This is a genomic window from Staphylococcus succinus (assembly GCF_029024945.1).
Classification (GTDB): Bacteria; Bacillota; Bacilli; order Staphylococcales; family Staphylococcaceae; genus Staphylococcus; species Staphylococcus succinus.
Genome location: NZ_CP118976.1, coordinates 934,756 through 953,942, shown reverse-complemented (window position 1 = coordinate 953,942; position 19,187 = coordinate 934,756). Strand labels below are relative to the sequence as shown.

General features: G+C 33.3%; 16 protein-coding genes. 3 read left to right on the top strand and 13 right to left on the bottom strand.

The genetic code is table 11. The features are described from left to right. Positions 1–298: 298 nt before the first annotated feature. Positions 299–1,834: a sodium/proline symporter PutP gene (putP, locus tag PYW31_RS04455; RefSeq protein ID WP_046837898.1), complete on the top strand. Its 1,536-nt coding sequence runs from the start codon at positions 299–301 to the stop codon at positions 1,832–1,834. Between the two features lie 105 nt (positions 1,835–1,939). On the opposite strand, the gene PYW31_RS04450 is transcribed toward putP, so the two are convergent. The 11 genes from PYW31_RS04450 to PYW31_RS04400 all read right to left on the bottom strand — a co-directional run bounded on the left by PYW31_RS04450 (position 1,940) and on the right by PYW31_RS04400 (position 14,163). Continuing rightward, positions 1,940–3,148 (bottom strand): CamS family sex pheromone protein, encoded by a 1,209-nt coding sequence (locus tag PYW31_RS04450; RefSeq protein WP_046837899.1) that lies wholly within the window; start codon positions 3,146–3,148, stop codon positions 1,940–1,942. Between the two features lie 12 nt (positions 3,149–3,160). Further along, complete coding sequence (gene ligA / locus PYW31_RS04445; RefSeq protein ID WP_046837900.1) at positions 3,161–5,164, bottom strand: NAD-dependent DNA ligase LigA; 2,004 nt, start codon at positions 5,162–5,164, stop codon at positions 3,161–3,163. 3 nt (positions 5,165–5,167) lie between these two features. Continuing rightward, a complete protein-coding gene (gene pcrA, locus PYW31_RS04440; protein ID WP_046837901.1) occupies positions 5,168–7,372 on the bottom strand; it encodes a DNA helicase PcrA in 2,205 nt (734 codons plus the stop codon). After that, complete coding sequence (gene pcrB / locus PYW31_RS04435) at positions 7,372–8,064, bottom strand: heptaprenylglyceryl phosphate synthase (RefSeq protein WP_046837902.1); 693 nt, start codon at positions 8,062–8,064, stop codon at positions 7,372–7,374. Before pcrB ends, pcrA begins: the two co-directional genes overlap by 1 nt. A 129-nt stretch (positions 8,065–8,193) precedes the next feature. Next, positions 8,194–8,889 carry a M15 family metallopeptidase gene (locus tag PYW31_RS04430; RefSeq protein ID WP_046837903.1) on the bottom strand — a complete coding sequence of 232 codons (696 nt, stop codon included), beginning with the start codon at positions 8,887–8,889 and terminating at the stop codon, positions 8,194–8,196. 231 nt (positions 8,890–9,120) lie between these two features. After that, positions 9,121–9,423, bottom strand: a complete 303-nt coding sequence (locus PYW31_RS04425) for a YerC/YecD family TrpR-related protein (RefSeq protein ID WP_046837904.1) — start codon at positions 9,421–9,423, stop codon at positions 9,121–9,123. A 96-nt stretch (positions 9,424–9,519) separates the two neighbouring features. Continuing rightward, positions 9,520–10,815 carry an adenylosuccinate lyase gene (gene purB, locus PYW31_RS04420; protein ID WP_046837905.1) on the bottom strand — a complete coding sequence of 432 codons (1,296 nt, stop codon included), beginning with the start codon at positions 10,813–10,815 and terminating at the stop codon, positions 9,520–9,522. A 214-nt stretch (positions 10,816–11,029) separates the two neighbouring features. After that, the gene (locus tag PYW31_RS04415; RefSeq protein WP_046837906.1) at positions 11,030–11,218 is read right to left on the bottom strand and encodes an NETI motif-containing protein; all 189 of its coding nucleotides are present in this window, start codon (positions 11,216–11,218) and stop codon (positions 11,030–11,032) included. Beyond that, positions 11,215–11,793 (bottom strand): DUF2179 domain-containing protein, encoded by a 579-nt coding sequence (locus tag PYW31_RS04410; RefSeq protein ID WP_046837913.1) that lies wholly within the window; start codon positions 11,791–11,793, stop codon positions 11,215–11,217. The genes PYW31_RS04415 and PYW31_RS04410 overlap by 4 nt, the downstream gene beginning before the upstream one ends. A gap of 86 nt (positions 11,794–11,879) precedes the next feature. Beyond that, positions 11,880–12,701, bottom strand: a complete 822-nt coding sequence (gene nadE / locus PYW31_RS04405) for an NAD(+) synthase (RefSeq protein WP_046837907.1) — start codon at positions 12,699–12,701, stop codon at positions 11,880–11,882. After that, a complete protein-coding gene (locus PYW31_RS04400) occupies positions 12,694–14,163 on the bottom strand; it encodes a nicotinate phosphoribosyltransferase (RefSeq protein WP_046837908.1) in 1,470 nt (489 codons plus the stop codon). The genes nadE and PYW31_RS04400 overlap by 8 nt, the downstream gene beginning before the upstream one ends. A 233-nt stretch (positions 14,164–14,396) precedes the next feature. On the opposite strand from PYW31_RS04400, the gene PYW31_RS04395 reads away from it, so the two are divergent. After that, positions 14,397–15,461, top strand: a complete 1,065-nt coding sequence (locus PYW31_RS04395; protein WP_046837909.1) for a nitric oxide synthase oxygenase — start codon at positions 14,397–14,399, stop codon at positions 15,459–15,461. Between the two features lie 40 nt (positions 15,462–15,501). After that, entirely contained in the window at positions 15,502–16,305 is an 804-nt protein-coding gene (locus PYW31_RS04390) for a prephenate dehydratase (protein ID WP_046837910.1), read from the top strand. A 66-nt stretch (positions 16,306–16,371) separates the two neighbouring features. On the opposite strand, the gene PYW31_RS04385 is transcribed toward PYW31_RS04390, so the two are convergent. Beyond that, on the bottom strand, positions 16,372–17,931 hold the full coding sequence (locus PYW31_RS04385; protein ID WP_063410331.1) for an SLC13 family permease: 1,560 nt from the start codon (positions 17,929–17,931) through the stop codon (positions 16,372–16,374). A gap of 148 nt (positions 17,932–18,079) precedes the next feature. Beyond that, the gene (locus PYW31_RS04380) at positions 18,080–19,162 is read right to left on the bottom strand and encodes a glycosyl hydrolase family 28-related protein (RefSeq protein WP_046837579.1); all 1,083 of its coding nucleotides are present in this window, start codon (positions 19,160–19,162) and stop codon (positions 18,080–18,082) included. Positions 19,163–19,187 lie beyond the last annotated feature (25 nt).

Here is a 19,187-nt window from a genome sequence, read left to right as displayed (position 1 = left end):
CAACAATAAGCCTAAATTAAAGCTATTTATATTTATTTTACTACATAATATTATGATTTATTGTTAACTATTAGCAAATATTTATTAATATCAGTTAGTGAAAATACTAGTAATGTATAATCATTCGTCTTTATTTATAAATAGAGTAATTTTACTTCGGTCTATACGTGGTTGCGATTCTGCTGTTATAGTGTGATTTTATTATTATTTTATAAAAAGCTACTCTCTACATTAATTTAACTGTATAATAATTCATGTAATACAATTTAATATGTTAAACAAAGGGAGATGATGAATCATGATGATATTGGGTACTTCTTTAGCCAATCAAGTTCATGCAAGTTGGCAAACTTATATCATGATTGCAGTGTATTTTGTTGTCTTATTATTCATTGGATATTACGGATATAAACAATCTACGGGCAATTTAAGTGAGTTTATGCTTGGGGGGAGAAGCATTGGCCCTTATGTCACTGCACTTTCTGCAGGTGCTTCTGATATGAGTGGTTGGATGATTATGGGGCTTCCTGGTTCAGTTTATAGTACAGGGTTATCTGCAATGTGGATTACTATAGGGTTATCCTTAGGTGCTTACATAAACTACTTTGTTGTAGCGCCAAGACTTCGCGTATATACTGAACTTGCTGGTGATGCCATAACGTTACCAGATTTTTTCAAAAATAGATTAGATGATAGAAATAACTATTTAAAAATTATTTCAGGATTAATAATTGTTGTGTTTTTTACATTATATACACATTCTGGTTTTGTCTCAGGTGGAAAACTATTCGAAAGTGCTTTTGGTTTAAATTATCACTTAGGACTCATATTAGTAGCAGCCATTGTAATATTTTATACGTTCTTCGGAGGTTATCTTGCTGTTTCAATTACTGATTTCTTCCAAGGGGTAATCATGCTTATTGCAATGGTAATGGTACCTATCGTGGCATTGATTCAACTTGACGGTATTGATACATTTAGACAAGTTGCTGAGATGAAACCTACAAACTTAGATTTTTTTAAAGGGACGACTGTATTAGGTATTATCTCTTTACTTGCTTGGGGATTGGGTTATTTCGGGCAACCTCATATTATTGTCCGCTTTATGTCTATTAAGACACATAAACTATTACCAAAAGCCAGACGTTTAGGTATCAGCTGGATGGTTATTGGCCTAATAGGCGCTGTAGCCGTAGGATTAACTGGAATTGCTTTCATTTCTGAGCGTAATATCAAGATGGAAGATCCAGAAACATTATTTATTATTATGAGTCAAATATTATTTCATCCATTAGTGGGTGGTTTCTTATTAGCAGCTATTTTAGCCGCAATCATGAGCACCATTTCTTCACAGTTATTAGTAACTTCTAGTTCGCTAACTGAAGATTTTTATAAGCTTATACGTGGTGAAGACAAAGCTAAAACGCATGAAAAAGAATTTGTGATGGTTGGTCGTTTATCGGTATTATTAGTTGCCATTGTAGCCATTTGGATTGCTTGGTCACCTAATGACACTATTTTAAACTTAGTCGGAAATGCATGGGCTGGCTTCGGTGCTGCATTCAGTCCACTTGTAATCTTTTCTTTATATTGGAAAGGATTGACGCGCACAGGTGCATTGAGTGGAATGATTACCGGTGCTTTAATCGTAATTATTTGGATTGCTTGGATTAAGCCTCTCGCTTCAATCAATGAAATCTTTGGAATGTATGAGATTATTCCTGGTTTTATAGCTAGTGTTTTAGTAACTGTCTTTGTAAGTAAATTCACTAAAACTCCTGGTGATTTTGTAGCTCGTGACCTAGATAATGTAAAAAAAATAATCAAAGAATAATATAAAACACCCTATAAGGTAGACACTTATTAGTGCATACCTTATAGGGTGTTTTCTTAACTATAACTGTTGATGCTTTATGTTTGCTCAAACACTGTATTAGTATTAATTATTGTTTTTGTAAATGTGTACTTGTGGTTCTTTATCCTCTTTGGTTTTACTGATTAATGCTTTAGGGTTATTACCATCTTTAATATGAATTTCATATTCATCAATGCCATCAAAGTATTTTTCTGCTTGCTCTGTAACATATTGCGTAATACCAATTGTTTCTGCTTTGCCATAATAATCAATTGGTACATCTACAGATAGTTGTTTTGCTTTTTTATTTTCAAACTTCGCAGTACCTACTGCTTGTGTAAAGTTATTAAAATAATTTTGCAAGTTATCATTAAATTGTTTGAAGTCTGAATTTAAATTATCATCTATTTCTGCTGCTTCTTCAGAAGGTAATAAAGCAGTTTTTTGATTGATATCATTCCATTCGTTGATACGTGTTTTACCTTCTTCAACTGTCGTGCCACTCATAAATTCACCTGGGGCAATTGAATTTTCACCAGATTGTTTATAAATTGCGAAATGAATAGGTATATCTTTTAATTCTTTATTCTCACGTATTCTAGACAGAATTTCGCTCGCCATCTGCTGTCCTTGTTTTTTAATTTCTTTATTTTTCAAATCTTTACTGTAAGATTCACCATTTTTTTCTTTTTGATAATAATATGTACCATTCATGGCTAAACCAATAGTCATTCCTTTAATATGCTTCCCTTTTGTATCACCATCACTATAGAAATCTTGTTCTAAAATATTAGACAAATATGCTGGTGACTTATCTGCGATTTTTTCAGGATCAGTTTCTCCCCTATGTGAAGGATTCAAGCCTAGATTTTCATTAGCTTTTTTTTCTTTGATTTCATCTTCATCCATTTTATCAATTTCAGATTTTGTATATTTAGGTTGCAAATACGCATTAATCATATCTTTATCTAGATACTGACCATCTTGATATAAGTATTCATCTGTTGGGAATACTTCTTTACTTAGTTCTAATAGGCCGTCTTCAAAATCTTCACCGTTATAGCTATTCGCCATATTATCTTGCAATAAACCACGTGCTTGGCTTTCTTTGAAAGGTAAAATCGTTCTATAATTATTACCTTGTACATTTTTGTCAGTTGCTATTTTTTTCACAGAACCGGATTCTTGCTGTTGTTCATTGTCATTGGATTCTTGCTTTTTATTTTCATCATCATTGCCACATGCTGATAATACAAAAATTGCTGAGATGAATAGTATAATCGTTCGTTTCATGCATTATCTCCTCTATCCCTCGATATCATTTTGTTTTTTAACAAAGTCTTCTTCTGACCAAATTTCTGTACCAAACTTTTCAGCTTTCGCTAATTTAGAACCTGCATCTTCACCTGCAATTACTAAATCTGTACTTTTTGTAACACTACTTGTTACCTTTGCACCTTGAAGTTCTAACCATTTTGAAGCTTCATTTCTTGTCATTTGATGTAACTTACCTGTGAGTACAATCGTTTTATCTTTAAACTCTGGATGACCTTCAATCTCTGTTGTTTTCACGCCTTTATATGTCATATTAACATTTTTTTCTTTTAATTTATTTATTAGAGCACGGATATCTTCATTTTCTAAGTAAGTTACTACTGATTGTGCTAACTTATGTCCAATATCATGAATATTGATTAAATCTTCTTCTGATACATTAAATAATTGGTCTATTGATCCATACTTCTCAGCGAGTACTTGGCTTGCTTTTACGCCTAAATGTCTAATACCTAAACCAAATAGCAGTTGTTCTAATGAATTTTCTTTAGAAATTTCAATCGCATTTAATAAGTTGTCTACCTTTTTTTCACCCATACGATCAAGCGGTAATAAATCTTCCTTAGTTAGATAAAAAATATCGGCAACATCTTTAATTTTCTCATTTTCATAAAGTTGTTGAATAATTTTTGTGCCAAGGCCATCGATATTCATTGCTTGTCTTGATACAAAATGAATCAAGCCTTCAATCAATTGAGCTTGGCATTTAGGGTTAATACAACGAAGTGCAACTTCTCCTTCAATTCTCACTAGCTCGTGTTGACAACTCGGACAATGTGTCGGCATGTGATAAACTTGTGCATCATTAGGACGTCTATCTAACACGCTTTTAATAACTTCAGGTATGATATCACCTGCTTTTTTAATCACGACACTATCACCAATTCTAATATCTCTATCATGAATCAAGTCTTCATTATGTAATGATGCTCGAGAAACCGTAGTTCCTGCTACTTTAACTGGATTCAAAACCGCTGTAGGTGTCACCACACCAGTTCTACCGATACTTAACTCGATATCACGCAATTCAGTAATAACCTCTTCAGCTGGAAATTTATATGCTATCGCCCACCTTGGTGATTTCTGAGTAAAGCCTAATTCTTCTTGATGCTCCAATGCATTTACTTTTATCACAATACCGTCAATATCATAAGGTAACTTTTCACGCTGTTCAGTCCATTTTTCAATATACGCCATGACCTCATCTATAGTTTGTACACGTTGACGCTCTTGATTTGTTTTAAATCCTAATTGGTCCAATTCATCTAACGCTTCACTTTGAGTATCTGCATTAAACTGAGTAAAATCATTTACACTATACAAAAACACACTTAATTTTCGTTTTGCTGCCAATTTAGAATCTAATTGTCTTAATGAGCCTGCCGCTGCATTTCTCGGATTTGCAAATGGTTGTTCACCGTTGGTATCTTTCGCTTGGTTTAAATCAATAAAGGATTGTCTTGGCATATATGCTTCACCACGAACTTCAAAAGTTCTAGAGTCTTTAATTTTTAATGGAATGGCATGTATCGTTTTTAAATTTTCAGTGATATCTTCACCTGTCGTACCATCACCACGCGTTAAACCTTGTATAAATCTGCCGTTTTCATATTTAAGAGATACCGCTAACCCGTCAATTTTCAATTCACACATATACTCTATATCACCGATTCGATCGCGTATTCGTTGATCGAATTTTCTCAAGTCTTCTTCGTTAAAGGCATTTCCTAAGCTCAACATCGGGGTATCATGTGCTACTTTTTCAAAGGTTGATTGTGCAGCTCCACCTACACGAACAGTAGGTGAATCTTCTGTACGATATTCTGGATGAGCTGTTTCAATATCAATGAGTTCATGTAATAACTTATCATATTCACTATCAGGCACGGATGGGCTGTCTTGAACATAATATTCATAACTATATTGATTTAAAAGTTGATGTAAGTCATTCACACGTGATTGTAAATCAGCCACGAACTATTCCCCCTTCTTTTCAATCGGTGCAAATTGTGCAAGCAGACGTTTAGGACCTTCGGATTTAAAAATAATGTCTAATTCTACTGAACCATTTTTCTCGTTGACATTACTTACCATACCCTCACCCCAAGATTTATGAACCACTTTATCACCGATTTTCCAATCTGTAGATACTTGAGTTTTCTTCGAAGTAGCCGCCCGTTGACTATAACCTCTTTTGGCCGGTTGTTTCGTTGCTGATTTAAATCCATTATTCGCTGATTTAGCTTTAGATTTATTATCATTTTCCACTAACTCTTCTGGTATTTCTCTCAAAAACCTTGAAGCCATATTCGATTGTGGACGTCCAAATAACATTCGTGAAGTAGCATGTGTGATATATAAAGTTTCTTCAGCACGTGTAATAGCTACGTAGCAGATACGTCTTTCTTCTTGCATCTCATGTTCATCTTCACTTTTAATTGCTCTTATATGTGGAAATAGTGATTCTTCCATGCCCATAATAAATACGATAGGAAACTCCAAACCTTTGGCAGAGTGCATCGTCATTAGTGTTATACCGTCATCGATTTGTGCTTCATCAATATCTGCAACTAGTGATAGATCTGTTAAGAAATTAATTAATGACTGTTCTTCTAATGGTGTATTCTTTTCATAATCTTTTGGAACAGACATGAACTCATCTATATTTTCTAATCTACTTCTCGACTCTAAACTTTGTTCACGTTCCAACATTTCACGGTAACCTGATTTTGTTAAAGCTTCTTCTACAATTTCACTAATTTCTAAAAACTCTTGTTGTTTTATAATATTTTGCATAACATCATAAAAGTTAATACATTCTTGCGTTACTTTTTTTGATAAACCTATAAAATCTACTTCTGCTAATGCATCAAACATACTCAAGTCATTTTGTACAGCATAAGCTTGGATTTTCTCTACTGAGGATGGTCCGATACCTCGTTTAGGAACATTGATAATACGTTGCAAACTAATATCATCATTACTGTTTGCAATAATACGTAAGTAACTTAATAGATCTTTAATCTCTTTTCTATCATAGAACTTTTGACCGCCAACCATAGTATATGGAATATTCGATTTCATAAATGTTTCTTCAAGTACACGTGATTGCGCATTTGTACGATATAAAATTGCCATATCTTTAAATTTCTTGCCGTTGCGTTGCTGTTTCATAATTTCACGAACAACATATTCCGCCTCGTCTCTCTCTGTCGTCGCTTCATAATAATGAATTTTATCTCCATCTGTATTACCAGTCCACAACCCTTTAGGTTTACGTTCTGAATTATTTTTTATCACTTCATTGGCTGCATTTAAAATATTTTTTGTTGAACGATAGTTTTGTTCTAAGAAGATTGTTTTTGCTTCTGGATAATCTTCTTCAAATGATAGAATATTTTGAATATCCGCACCACGCCAACCATAGATAGATTGGTCGGAGTCACCAACAACACATAAATTTTTGAATTTACTAGCTAATAATTTAACTAATGTGTATTGGGCTTTATTGGTATCTTGGTATTCATCCACGTGTATGTATTGGAATTTATTTTGATAGTAGTCCAATACTTCTGGTACTCGTTCAAATAAGCGGATAGTTACCATGATTAAATCATCGAAGTCTAATGCTTCATTTCTTGTAAGTTGTCGTTGATAACCTTTATACACTGTAGCTACCATTTGAGTATGGTAATCATTAGCTTCTTTTTGTGCATCTTCAGGTGTTTTTAATTCATTTTTTAAATTACTAATAGCCCCAATAAACATTCTAGGCTCAAATTTTTTGCTATCTATGTTCTCATTCTTCAATACATCTTTAATAACAGATTTTTGATCGGTTGGATCAATAATTGTAAAATTACGTTCAATTCCAATTCTGTCTGCATCTCTACGAAGAATTCTCACACACATAGAGTGGAATGTGGACATCCAAAGAACTTGAGCTTGTTCACCAACCAATGCTTCAACACGTTCTTTCATTTCTTTAGCTGCTTTATTTGTAAAGGTTATCGCCAAAACATTATATGGAGACACATCTTTTTCATCTAACAAATAAGCAATGCGATGTGTTAACACACGTGTTTTGCCCGATCCTGCACCTGCCATTATAAGTAAAGGCCCTTCTGTAGTTCTTACTGCTTGGCTTTGCTCGTCATTCATCTTATTAACTAATGCATTCATTATTTATGTGACTCCTTTATCTTAACTGTATTTAATGCTTTATCTATATCTGTATATATAATATCGCCAACTATTATTGTGTCTGCATAAGCAGCCATGTCTTGTGCTTCGTCAAAGCTATTTATGCCACCACCATAGAATAATTGTGTATGGGTTAACATTGCTGATGCTGATTTTATCATTTCAATTTCACCGTATGTACCACTGTATTCAATATACATAACTGGTAGCTTGTACATATCATTAATCATTTGTGCATAAGCTTCAATATCTTCTTGATCTAACTTTGTCTGAGCTTGTGTTAATTGTGCTACTTTACAATCTGGATTTAGAACAACATAACCTTCAAACACAACTTCTTCAAAATCAATCATCTGTCCATATGATTTAAGTGCCTCTAATAAAATGCCATTATGATACTTAACATTACTACTATTTAATACACTTGGTACAAAATAACAATCAAAACCAGCCACTACACTTTCTACATTAGAAATCTCCAATGCTAAAGGTAGCGAATACCTTCTAACTCGACTCATTAAATGAACAACATTATCTTCAGTAACATCATCTGTCCCGCCAATGATAATTGCATCGGTATCCGACATACAAATCATCTCTAAATGTGCATCGGTAATTGACTTTGCAGGATCTAATTTAAAAATATGTTTCCATTTTTTAATGTCATACATGATATGTTACTCCTTTTTTTAGCATACATATGATTATAGCATTTTTAGTCTGTGAGTTCTAAAAGGAAGTAGAAAAAAATCACCTCATTTATTTGAAGTGATTCATTAGTATTGCGTGCTACTTTGTTGCTATTTTAACTCATGATTTAAATGATAATAACTTTCTAAATTTGTATCTTCTTCAGTTATAATATTAGCTAATTGATGACCTACATAACGTAAATGCCATGGTTCATAGGCGTAGCCGGTTTGTTGAGATTGCCCTTTGGGATAGCGAATAATAAAACCATAATCAGCAGCATGTTGAGTCAACCATTTACTTTCTTCAGATTTTTCAAAATCCTTATGAAAATCTTTCATTGGAAGATCTGTACCTACATCAAAAGCCAAACCCGTTTGATGCTCTGAATGTCCTGGTGGAGCCGTATAACTCTGAGCTGTCTGTTTTCCATCTTTTTGTGTATATGTCTCAACCACTTGTTTTTGGTCATCATAACTACGATAACCACTAATATATTTTAAACTTATATGTTCTTTTTCTGCTTTGTGCAGTAATTGATTGAGTTTATATCTTGCCGCTTTATTTTCTCCTGGTTTATATGTTTGTGGTAAGCCGTATTGTTTATTGACTATAACATGGCCATTGATACGCGTAATTCCACGTTTTTCCGTAATGATTGGTAACGCATTCCGTGGTTTAACAATTTCTGGAGTTGTAGATTGAGGATTTTGTTTCATGCTTAGAATCAATAGAATGAATGTGACAATTAAGATGATTGTGCCAACAATTAAAGTAAATATCCCAACAATCCATTTCTTTAGCATAATCAACTTCCTTTCATGCTCTTATACTACAAGATATCACAACACAATTATATTACCATTTTAATAGTGAATTCTCACATTAATCTCATTCAGTTTTATAAACATTCAATAATTTTTTGGTATAAAATTAAATTTTATAGTCTTTTTAATTTATCAAAAAAGCCGACAAAGTAATTACCTTGTCGACAGTTTAAGATTAACTATCGCATTAATCTTGTGTATATATTAAATTTAATCGGCTGTTTCAATATTCATGCGGTCTAGAATTATCGTGTATGCATCATTACCCCATTGCAATGATCTTTTCACTCGAGAAATTGTTGCAGTTGATGCACCTGACTCTTGCTCTATCGTCGCATAAGTATATCCTTGTTTAATCATCTTAGCGACTTGCAAACGTTGTGACAATGACTGTAACTCATTCACCGTACACAAATCATCAAAAAATTGATAACATTCTTCTCTATTTTCAAGCGTTAGAATAGCATCAAATAATTCATCTAATGCATGGCCTCTTAACTTTTCAATTTGCATAAAAACAACCCCTGTATCTTTCAATTTTATCTCATTTTAACGTACTAACACATTAAAGTGTAACGATTTCCATTGAAAAATTCAAGCAATGTTGTTTTAAACCAGTCCAGCTCTTTCAAAAATAGTGTCAACTTGGTTTAAATGATGTTTTGGATTGAAACATTCATCTAAGTCTTCTGTAGTTAATAAATCAGTTATCGAACTATCTTGCTCAATTAATGCTCTAAATGGTGTTTTAGTTTCCCAAGATTCCATCGCTTTAGGTTGAACTTTATCATAAGCCTCTTCACGTGCTAAACCTTTATTGATCAACGCTAACAATACACGTTGTGAGAAGATTAAACCATAAGTTTTATCGATGTTTTCAAGCATATTGTCTTCAAATACTGTAAGTCTATCTACAATATTTGTAAAACGATTTAAAGCGTAATCTAATGCAATGGTAACATCTGGTAACATAATACGTTCTGCAGATGAGTGTGAGATGTCTCTTTCATGCCATAACGGTACATTTTCATAAGCTGTTGTTACATAGCCTCTAATCACGCGTGCAATGCCTGTGATATTTTCAGAACCAATTGGGTTACGTTTATGAGGCATTGCTGATGAACCTTTTTGTCCTTTAGCGAATGCTTCTTCTACTTCACGTGTTTCAGTTTTTTGTAAATTACGAATTTCAACAGCAAATTTTTCCATTGATGTTCCAATTAATGCGAGCGTCGCAATGTAATAAGCATGACGATCACGTTGTAATGTTTGTGTTGAAACTGAAGCAATATCGATACCTAAATTTTCACATACATACGCTTCTATTTCTGGTGGGATATTAGCAAATGTACCTACAGCTCCGCTCATTTTACCTACTTCAATCTCTTCTCTAACGCGTTTAAAACGTTCTAAATTACGTTGCATCTCTGTATACCATAGTGCCATTTTAACACCAAAAGTAGTTGGTTCAGCATGTACACCATGTGTACGCCCCATCATCAATGTATATTTGTAATCCTTTGCTTTTTGCGCTAATACTTCGATAAATCTTTCTAAATCTTTTTCAATAATATCATTGGCTTGTTTAATAACATAGCTTAATGCAGTATCAACAACGTCTGTCGAAGTTAAACCATAATGTACCCACTTACGTTCTTCACCTAATGTTTCAGAAACTTGTCTTGTAAAAGCCACAACATCATGACGAGTTTCTTGTTCAATTTCTTGCGCGCGTTCGACATCAACTTTAGCATTTTGACGTATTTTCTTTACATCTTCTTCAGGGATATCACCTAATTTACTCCAAGCCTCACATGCAAGTATCTCTACCTCTAACCAAGCTTCATAGCGATTTTGATCTGTCCAAATATTTGTCATTTCTTCTCTAGAATAGCGTTCAATCATTGAAATAAGCTCCTATCTTACGTAAGTTTTAGTTCACAAACCCTCAAAACATGTACATTTAAAGATTAAATGAGTTTAAAGTTCGTGTTTAATACCTTCAATACTAGTTTAACAGAATTGCCTTAAAATGTATAAGTCTTTTCGGTCTTCTTTATAAAATATTTACATTTACAAAGAAAATGAACCGCTATGGGTAAACCATGCGGTTCATGACTTATAGCTCTTGTAACTTGCCGACAAACTCAATTTTTTGTCTAAGCACTTCTACACTACCGTCTTTATTCTCTTTGTAAACAGGTTTTTCGTAACGTTTAACTGGTGTGTAACCCGCTTCACGCATACGTTGTAAACAGTCTTGTATGGATTCATTTTCTTCAACTTTAAATTTTTGTTGTTTCTTCATATACTTTCAACTTCATCCGTATCGTATTGTTTAAGTTTCTTACTCTTCAATCCTTTAGCCCAGAAACCACCATGTATAGTACGTGGTTCATATGCGACAATAAATGCCTTTTCATCCATTTGTTTAATTGTATCAATTAGTTTAAATTCAAAGCGTCTTGGCGTAAGTATTTGTAAAATCAAACGTTTTCCGTCTCTACCATATGCTGTACTATGTGTAACACCATAGCCTAAATCTCTTAATTGTCTCGGCAAATCTAATTCATATTCTGATGAAGTAACATTAACAACTGTATACCCTAATGCTAACTTTTCTTCAATCTTCATACCAACAATAATACCAATTGAAAATCCAAACGCATACGCTAATACATTCTGAATTTGGTCTAAACTAGACATGACCATGCCTAAACCAACTACATAAACAAGAACTTCTAAAAAGCTGACAATAGCTGCTACATAGCGATAACCTTTAAGTGTTAATATTGTTCTCATCGTTAAACATGTTACATAAGTAACATTGATAATAAAAATTGCTAATACCATTAACCATGGATTAGATGTTATCACTGACATATCCATTTTCCTTTCTCGTACAATAAATTCAAGTAATTTTAACAGCAACTATTTATTTTGTCACTAAAAAATAAAATAACTCACATTTAATTTTTAGGCCATGAATATCTTGTATAAGCAAGTTCTCTTTTGTGTGCAGTTTTAATATAATGTTTTTCAATCACATCTTTAGCTTCACTTGAAACAGTTTTACCTTCTAAGTAATCATCAATATCGTTATAACTTACACCCAGTGCTTCTTCATCTGGAAGTTGTGGCTTATCTTCTTCTAAATCAGCTGTTGGTACTTTTTCATATAAATGTTTTGGAGCATCAAGATACGTTAATAATTGCTGTCCTTGTCGCTTATTCAGTCCAAATATTGGCGCAATATCAGCAGCACCATCACCATATTTTGTATAAAAACCGGTAATATTTTCAGCAGAATGGTCCGTACCTACAACAATGCCTTGCATATTAGATGCTATAGAGAATTGTACCTTCATACGTTCACGTGCTTTTTCATTTCCTTTTTGAAAATCTGTCAATTGTATACCTGCTTCTTCGAGTGAATGTACGCTTTGATCTACAGCTGCTTTGATATTCACTGTAACTACTTTATCAGGTTGAATAAAGTTTAATGCATCTTCTACTTCAGCTGCGTCACTTTGTATACCATAAGGTAGTTTCACAGCAATAAATTGGCAGTCAATGCCTTCTTGTTTCAGTTCATTGACAGCTATTTGGCATAATTTTCCAGTTAATGTCGAATCTTGTCCACCCGATATACCCAATACTAAAGATTTAATAAAAGAATGAGACTGGATATAACTTTTAATAAATTGAATGATATTACGCGTTTCTTCTTTACTATCAATTACTGGCTTTACTTTCATTTCTTTGACGATAATATCTTGTAAATTACTCATTGTCTTCTTCCATCTCCTTCACATGTTCTGCTACTTCAAATATACGTTTATGTTTATTTTCCCAGCATGCAGTACTTAAATCAACTGGATACTCTTGGGGGTTGAGGTGACGTTTATTTTCATCCCATAGATACTCAAGACTTTCATTTAAATATGTCTGAGCTTCTTTTTCAGTAGGTAAATTATATACCAGTTTACCATCCTTGAAAATATCATGATGTAAATCTTTGGCTATAAACGACTTTATAAATTTCATTTTATAAGTGTGTACTGGATGGAATAATTTAAGCGGTGATTCATCGTATGGATTCTCTTGATCTAATGTGATGTAATCTCCTTCCGCTTTATTTGTTTTCTTGTTAATGATACGGTACACGTTTTTCTTACCTGGTGTGGTCACTTTCTCAGCATTGTTGGATAATTTGATACGATCCACGTATTGTCCCGAACTATCTTCCACAGCAACCAATTTGTACACCGCACCTAACGCCGGTTGATCATAACCTGTCACTAACTTAGTACCCACACCCCATGAATCAACTTTCGCACCTTGGGATTTTAAGCTTGTAATTGTTTGTTCATCTAAATCATTAGAAGCGATAATTTTGGCATCTGTAAATCCGGCTTCATCTAACATTCTACGCGCCTCTTTTGAGAGATAGGCAATATCCCCAGAATCTAATCGAATACCGATAAAGTTAATTTTATCTCCTAATTCTTTTGCTACTTTAATTGCAGTAGGGACGCCTGATTTTAATGTATGGAAAGTATCTACTAAAAACACACAATCTTTATGTCGCTCTGCATATTTTTTAAAAGCTATATATTCATCTCCATAAGCTTGAACCATTGCATGTGCATGTGTACCAGAAACTGGAATATCAAATAACTTTCCAGCGCGAACATTGCTCGTTGCATTAAATCCTCCTATAAAGGCAGCTCTAGCTCCCCACAATGCTGCATCCGCTTCTTGAGCACGTCTTGTACCAAATTCCATGAGTATATCGTCACTTGCAACTTGTCTAATTCTGCTCGCTTTTGTAGTAATAAGTGTATGGAAATTCACTATATTTAGTAACATTGTTTCTATTAATTGTGCTTGGATAAGCGGTGCTTCTACTCTGATTAATGGTTCATTTCCAAAACAAAGTTCACCCTCATGCATCGAACGGATATTCCCAGTAAATTTCAAATCTTTTAAGTAGCTTAAGAAGTCTTCTTGATAGCCAATTGATTTCAAGTATTCTATGTCTGATTCAGAAAAATGAAAATTATTTATAAAGTCTATAACACGTTTTAATCCATTAAAAACTGCATAACCGCTATCGAACGGCATATTCCTAAAGTATAAATCAAACACTGACCAACGTTCATGAATCCCATCATTCCAATAACTTTCAGCCATATTTATTTGATATAAATCATTATGTAGTACAAATGTATCATCTTCGTATTGGTACACAACTATCTCTCCAATCAGCTTTTCCATTAGTTTAGCATAAAAGAAAGCGTCTTAGCACCTGAAATACAATCCCTATTTAAGCTCTGTACTGTATTATTTTGTAGCTATTCTCTAACTTAACTATTTAATTATGATAAATCTGTGTCAGACAGTTGGACAATATCATGACATTTCTCTTGTTTTTTACTGTAAAAGGTCTAAAATGTCCTATAATGTTATACGAGGTGTTATATATGCTAAATGAAGCTAAATTATTTGTTGAATCCATGTATAAAGAATTGGATTATGATGAACAAACAATTTTAAATAGATTAAACGAAATTGAACAAGAAATTCTTACAATGGGAAGCTATACTCATACACAAGAAGAATTAGTCTATGGGGCAAAAATGGCTTGGAGAAACTCGAATCGTTGTATCGGTCGTTTTTTTTGGGACTCTCTAACCATAAAAGATGCAAGGCACATACAAACTGAGCATGAATTTATCAATACTATTGAAAATCATATCGAAACAGCAACTAACAATGGCAAGATTAAACCTTATATCACTATTTTCTCTCCTCATCACCCACCGCAAATCTATAATAATCAATTAATTAGATATGCTGGATATGCAGATAAAGGGGATCCTGCAGAAAAAACAATTACTCAACTTGCTGAACATTTAGGTTGGCAAGGAGCACATACTGACTTTGATATATTACCTTTAATTTATAAAATGTCAGATGGTGATTTAAAGTATCATAATTATAATCCAGAAATTATTAAAGAGGTTCCTATTACACACGACCGCTATCCTAAATTACAACAACTCGGTTTAAAGTGGTATGCAGTACCAATTATTTCTAATATGGATTTAAAAATTGGTGGTATTACTTATCCCACCGCACCTTTTAATGGTTGGTATATGGTAAATGAAATTGCAGTTCGTAATTTCACTGATTCATATCGCTACAATTTACTAGAAAGTGTTGCAGAAGCTTTTGAATTTGATACACTTAAGAATAATTCTTTTAATAAAGATCGTGCCCTTGTTGAATTAAATGATGCGGTATATCATTCCTTTAAAAATGAGGGCGTCTCTATTGTCGATCATTTAACTGCATCAAAGCAATTTGAAATGTTCGAAAAGAACGAATATAAAAATGGTAGAGAAGTTACAGGTAAATGGTCATGGTTAGTACCTTCGTTGTCTCCAACGTTAGTATCCAATTATCATCATGGTTATCACAATGAGATTAAAGACCCTAACTTTCATTATAAAAATACCGAATCAACAGGTTGTCCATTCCATTAGAACTGCTAACTCGCCATACATAGACAAGGGGTATCGATGCATGAAATTATACTATTTAGGTCCAAAAGGGACATTTTCTTATTTAGCAGCAAAACAATATAAATCTGAAACAGAAATGGATTTTGAATCAAAATCCAACCTTTACGAAGTAGTGAACGCTGTATCTAATGACGATAATAGCATTGCAGTTGTTCCTATTGAAAATTCTATCGAAGGTACAATTAATATAGTAGCCGATGCGCTGACTCAACAAAATATATACGCATTGGGTGAACTGCATTTAAATATTCAATTCGCTTTATATGGTACACAAAATGCAGATGTAAAAGATATTTCAAAGGTATATTCCATCGCACCTGCAATAAGTCAGACAAGCGAATACATTCAGAAACATGATTTTAAATATGATTACGTAGATAGTACAATTAGTAGCCTTGAAAAAATTTCAGATGGTGTGGGTGCAATTGCACCATTAGGAAGTGGTGAAGCTTATGGTTACTACCCTATCGACCAGAACATCCAAGACTATCCACATAACACAACACGTTTCTTAGTCGTAAGCAATCAACCACAACACATCGAGCAAGCAAGTGACACTATGTTATTAATCACACCTAAATTCGATAAAGCAGGTTTATTAGCTAGCATATTAAATACGTTTGTCTTATTTAATATTAACCTTTCATGGATTGAATCGCGTCCTTTAAAAACACAACTAGGCATGTACCATTTCTTTGTACAAGCTGACACGTCAATCAATGAAGATTTAACTAAAGTGATAAAAATATTAAATACATTGGATTTCCAAGTTACAATTATCGGCTCATTCAATAAAATCACTTAACCTAAAATAAATAAAAAAGAGCATCATTTCAAATATCTGAAATGATGCTTTTTTTACTTCAATTTTTTATTTCAATGGTAGTGGCTTCGTTACATCTATCCCTAACACTGGAGGTACAAGGTAGTACACAACAAGTACAATAATAATTACACTTACTATGTTAACCCAAAATCCGACAGAAGCCATCCTTTTAATCGATATAATCCCTGTACCGAAAACAATGGCATTTGGCGGAGTTCCAACTGGTAACATATAAGCACAGTTTGCTGCCATAGCGGCTGGTACCATAAGTAATAAAGGATGTACATTTACAGCTACTGACAATGTTGCAAGTATCGGTAAAATCATAGTTGCTGTTGCAGTATTCGACGTTATTTCAGTTAAAAATAATACAAATAATGTAATAACTATTACTATAAGTAGTGGACTAACACCTTCTATTAACCTTAATTGATCACCAAGCCATTTTGCCAATCCACTAGAAGATATACCTTTGGCTAATGCTAGCCCCCCACCGAATAAGATGAGTACCCCCCACGGCAAGTCTTTTGCTACTTCCCAATCTATAATACGCTTATGTTTTGCTTTATTTTTAGCAGGAATTAAAAATAATAAAACAGATATAAATATTGCTATTGTTCCATCGGCGACTTCTGAAGTGAAAGCCCAATTTTTCAACAAGAATTCCCGACTTATCCATAAAAAACTTGCAAGTAGGAAAATAAATTGTACAACTTTCTCTTCGTATTTCATTTCACCTAGTTCATCTAATTTTTGCTTAATCAAGTATTGTCCACCTGGTAATTCTTTCATGTCATGCTTAAATGCAATAAAACGAATGTAAGTCCACACCAAGAAGAGCAAAACAATGACAGTCGGTACACCTATAATCATCCACTTTGCAAAACTAATCTCTTCACCAAACGCGGACTGGTATTGCCCTTTTAATATAATTAATGGAGGCGTTCCAATTAGCGTTCCTAATCCTCCTATAGTCCCAGCATAACCAATAGCTAAGACCAATGATTGTTCGAATTTGTTAATACTTGCAGAATTTGTATGATCATTTTTCAATTCATTCGCTTCTTTAATGATCGCCAAACCAATTGGAATCATAATCATTACCGCAGCTGTATTTGATACAAACATCGATAAAAAAGCAGTTGCAATCATAAAACCAAGTAGAATCTTACTAGTACTCGTCCCAAGATAATTTATAATTGTTAGTGCAACGCGTGTATGTAAATTCCATCTTTCCATTGCAATAGCTAAAATAAAACCACCTAAAAATAAGAAGATAATATCATTACCATATTGTGCTGAAACTTCTTCAGGGTTCAGTACATGTCCTATCGGTAATAAAATTAAAGGTAATAAACTCGTAGCTGCAATAGGAATTGCTTCTGTAATCCACCATACCGCTATCCATAATGTTATGGCTAAAACGAATATGCCTTTTGTCGTTAAATCTTCAGGGTGAAAGAATAATAATGTTAACGCAAAAAGTAACGGTCCCAATATCAAACCTATCAGTTGTCCCATGTTATAAGACTTCTTTTCTTTCTTTTTTGAAAAAAACGTTAAGTAGTGTGATCCTCTCATATTTCCCGGTTTCAAGTCATTCATAATGTTCCCCCTTCAATCATTATCTGAATATTCACAATAATTCATTAAAGTATAACATACAAAAAAGGGAGAACGTACCTTGATTTTAAAACGCTTTCATCACTTATACTTATGATTAATTATTATGATTAATTATTATAATTAATAATCACTCTATATTATTTTTTTTGATTTTAACCTTTGAGTTATGCGACAATACCAATTCTTTAATACCATCCAAATACAAACGTTGTGACGCATGGTCAAATTCATTTTGTGCTATTAGTATTTTTTCATGCTTTACATTATTATAACTTTGTATACGTATAGCATCATTTTTCATTACTCCAGTAAAATAATTTTGATAAATATTCAAGTCACTTCCAGCTTGAGTAGTTCTTTCTTTTCCGTTTAAATCTTTAGCATTCTTTCCTTCTTTAACTGCTAAGAAACGAATGCCTCCTGCACAGTTAATAAAATGGTTGTTATGAATATAAGTGTGTTTCGACTTCAGAGGTGTTAATGCATATTGATTCATACCTTCGAACGTATTAAAGCGAATATGGATATTATTATAAAATTGGTTATAACGGCTAGCGTGTGAACCAATTGCACGATTCCAAGCATTCATATTCGGTGTATCAGAACTACCAAAATAACAGTGCTCAATAATGACATTTTTCGTAATTGTACCATCAGCCTTCCCAAATTTAGGAAAGGCACCTTTTACTTGAATATCTATTTGGATAGCCTCTGAAAAACTACGTTTACCTTCACTATCATTAAATCCTAAAAACTGACATTCCTTCATATATAACCCATTCAAACCACAAGCATCTAGTGCATGGCCTCCAACAACATCTTTAAAGGTTACGTTTATAATTTGGATATCTTGGGCATGACCTATACTCATCACAGTATTGTTATATGGATACTCATAACCATTCATATCAAATGTGCCACCTGCAATATGAATATGACTATTCCCTTTATAACCATAATAAGGCTTTAACTTCCTTCCATTTTTGAGCAGTGCATCTTTTCCACATCTTTTAAGTACCGCTTCATCATGCAATAACAAAGTAGTCGAATCATAAATCACAAGCGCTTTTTTTATATGATATTCACCTTTTGGTACATATATTGTTATCGGCGCATGCTTTCTTGCATAATTTAATGCGCGCTGCATTGCACGTGTATCTGCTCTTTTATTGTTACCTTTCAAGCCAAATTCGTTTGCATTTATAATCATAATTGAATTCCTTTCTTCCATCTTA

What these genes read in the sequence shown, in the direction of transcription:
- putP (WP_046837898.1), top strand. Translation starts at nt 299, where the DNA reads ATGATGATATTGGGTACTTCTTTAGCCAATCAAGTTCATGCAAGTTGG.
- PYW31_RS04450 (WP_046837899.1), bottom strand. Translation starts at nt 3,148, where the DNA reads ATGAAACGAACGATTATACTATTCATCTCAGCAATTTTTGTATTATCA.
- pcrA (WP_046837901.1), bottom strand. Translation starts at nt 7,372, where the DNA reads ATGAATGCATTAGTTAATAAGATGAATGACGAGCAAAGCCAAGCAGTA.
- pcrB (WP_046837902.1), bottom strand. Translation starts at nt 8,064, where the DNA reads ATGTATGACATTAAAAAATGGAAACATATTTTTAAATTAGATCCTGCA.
- PYW31_RS04430 (WP_046837903.1), bottom strand. Translation starts at nt 8,889, where the DNA reads ATGCTAAAGAAATGGATTGTTGGGATATTTACTTTAATTGTTGGCACA.
- PYW31_RS04425 (WP_046837904.1), bottom strand. Translation starts at nt 9,423, where the DNA reads ATGCAAATTGAAAAGTTAAGAGGCCATGCATTAGATGAATTATTTGAT.
- purB (WP_046837905.1), bottom strand. Translation starts at nt 10,815, where the DNA reads ATGATTGAACGCTATTCTAGAGAAGAAATGACAAATATTTGGACAGAT.
- PYW31_RS04415 (WP_046837906.1), bottom strand. Translation starts at nt 11,218, where the DNA reads ATGAAGAAACAACAAAAATTTAAAGTTGAAGAAAATGAATCCATACAA.
- PYW31_RS04410 (WP_046837913.1), bottom strand. Translation starts at nt 11,793, where the DNA reads ATGTCAGTGATAACATCTAATCCATGGTTAATGGTATTAGCAATTTTT.
- nadE (WP_046837907.1), bottom strand. Translation starts at nt 12,701, where the DNA reads ATGAGTAATTTACAAGATATTATCGTCAAAGAAATGAAAGTAAAGCCA.
- PYW31_RS04395 (WP_046837909.1), top strand. Translation starts at nt 14,397, where the DNA reads ATGCTAAATGAAGCTAAATTATTTGTTGAATCCATGTATAAAGAATTG.
- PYW31_RS04390 (WP_046837910.1), top strand. Translation starts at nt 15,502, where the DNA reads ATGAAATTATACTATTTAGGTCCAAAAGGGACATTTTCTTATTTAGCA.
- PYW31_RS04385 (WP_063410331.1), bottom strand. Translation starts at nt 17,931, where the DNA reads ATGAATGACTTGAAACCGGGAAATATGAGAGGATCACACTACTTAACG.
- PYW31_RS04380 (WP_046837579.1), bottom strand. Translation starts at nt 19,162, where the DNA reads ATGATTATAAATGCAAACGAATTTGGCTTGAAAGGTAACAATAAAAGA.